1 protein-coding gene and 1 pseudogene are annotated in these 1,685 nt (G+C 39.5%); both read right to left on the bottom strand.

What is annotated here, in order from left to right; all coding sequences use genetic code 11:
- Positions 1–465, bottom strand: a pseudogene (locus tag VXQ92_RS16930) (putative 2-aminoethylphosphonate ABC transporter permease subunit); the annotation flags it as partial.
- Positions 459–1,661 carry an ABC transporter ATP-binding protein gene (locus VXQ92_RS16935; protein ID WP_265643019.1) on the bottom strand — a complete coding sequence of 401 codons (1,203 nt, stop codon included), beginning with the start codon at positions 1,659–1,661 and terminating at the stop codon, positions 459–461. The gene VXQ92_RS16935 and the pseudogene VXQ92_RS16930, both read right to left, overlap by 7 nt.
- Positions 1,662–1,685: the final 24 nt, after the last annotated feature.

Consider the following 1,685-nt stretch of genomic DNA (forward strand, 5'->3'; position numbering starts at 1 on the left):
GATTGGGCCATAAATTTGTATATCGCCCAGTAAAGGTTTAAACACACCTTGCTTACCAAACAAATAAACCAATGCCAAAGAGGGCAAAAGTGACGGCGCTAAAATCGGTAAAAAAGCGACTAGTTTAAAGAAGCCTTTTCCTTTTATATTTACATTGGTGAGTGCAAAAGCATAAATACTGGCAAGAAATACTGTAATGACAGTAGCAGCACAAGCAACCCACACCGAGTTGAATATGGAGCTGAGTAAAGCTGGACTTGCAAAATAGTTATAAAAATTTTCAAGACCAACAAAATTTTGATTTTCATCAAAAAATGCAGTTTCAAATAGCATCATTAAAGGTGCAATAATCGCTAAAGTCAAAACAATTGCGACCGTAGCCAAAGCAATATTTGATCTTAATGAGTATTCAGTTTTTCGACGCGCCTGTGATTTTAAAACCGCTGAAGCAGCTTCATTTAACATAGTGCGTACCCTTGTTCGTCAAAGACATGGATGAGCTGATTAGGCACTTTTATAAACATCAGTTCTTGCAAAGATTTGAACTTGATATTTTCAATTTCAATTTGCAACATGTGTTTTACCTGCTTAATTCCATCGATATGAATAGTGCAAAACAAACGACGTTTTGCGCCTAAAAATTCAGTACTCAATACTTTAACTGGCAAATACAACGACTCTTTATCACTACCGAAATCATCAACCAACTCGACAGCTTCGGGTCTAAAACCAATACTGTAGTTTTGCCCAGCTTTAAGTTTCTGCTGCTCCAAATTTAGAGGAATAAAACCTAAAACCTCGAGCTGATTAACTACTGAACAAGTGGCTGCTAAAAAGTTCATGGTGCCAATAAACTTGGCAACGAATTGAGTTTGTGGCTTGTAGTAAATATTGTGCGGCGTATCAATTTGCTCAATGACGCCATGATTCATGACTACCACACGGTCAGAAATGCTTAATGCTTCTTCTTGGTCGTGTGTGACCATAATGGTTGGCAAGTTAAGCTGCGATTGAATCGAACGGATCTTTTGTCTTAGGTTTAGACGTACCTGAGCATCGAGTGCGGACAAGGGTTCATCCAGCAGTAAAATATCTGGATTCGGCGCAATTGCTCGAGCAAGCGCAACACGTTGCTGCTGCCCGCCTGACAATTGGTTTGGATATTTTTTAGCAATATCAGGTAATTCAATCAGTTCCAATAATTGCTGAACCCGTTGGCTACGCTGTGCCTTATCCCACTTTTTTTTATCTAAGCCAAAAGCAATATTTTCTTCAACGTTTAAGTTTGGAAATAACGCATAGTTCTGAAACACAATGCCACAGTGACGCTTTTCAGCACTCAACAACGTAATATCTGCGCCCTTTTTTATGACTTTTCCATAATCAGGTTTTTCTAGACCCGCAATTATGCGTAGCAATGTGGTTTTACCGCATCCAGAAGGTCCCAAAAAGCTCACGAACTCGCCAGCTTTCAGGTGTAAATTGATATGCGTTAGGGCCTGAAAGTGTTGAAACTTTTTTTGAATATCCACCACTTCTAAAACCGAAGGGCCATGTTCAGGATATTTATAGGTCGTTAAGGTCGACAAGAAATGCCCTGCTAACTCGCCCTTTTGGTTTTGTCCAAGCAGCGATGATTGCAACGACGAAGGAATTTGCATAATAAGGCCCTTATCCAAAAGATC

The organism is Acinetobacter sp. 228, from assembly GCF_048147885.1.

Coding starts and splice junctions, on each gene's coding strand:
- VXQ92_RS16935 (WP_265643019.1), bottom strand. CDS start 1,661: ATGCAAATTCCTTCGTCGTTGCAATCATCGCTGCTTGGACAAAACCAA.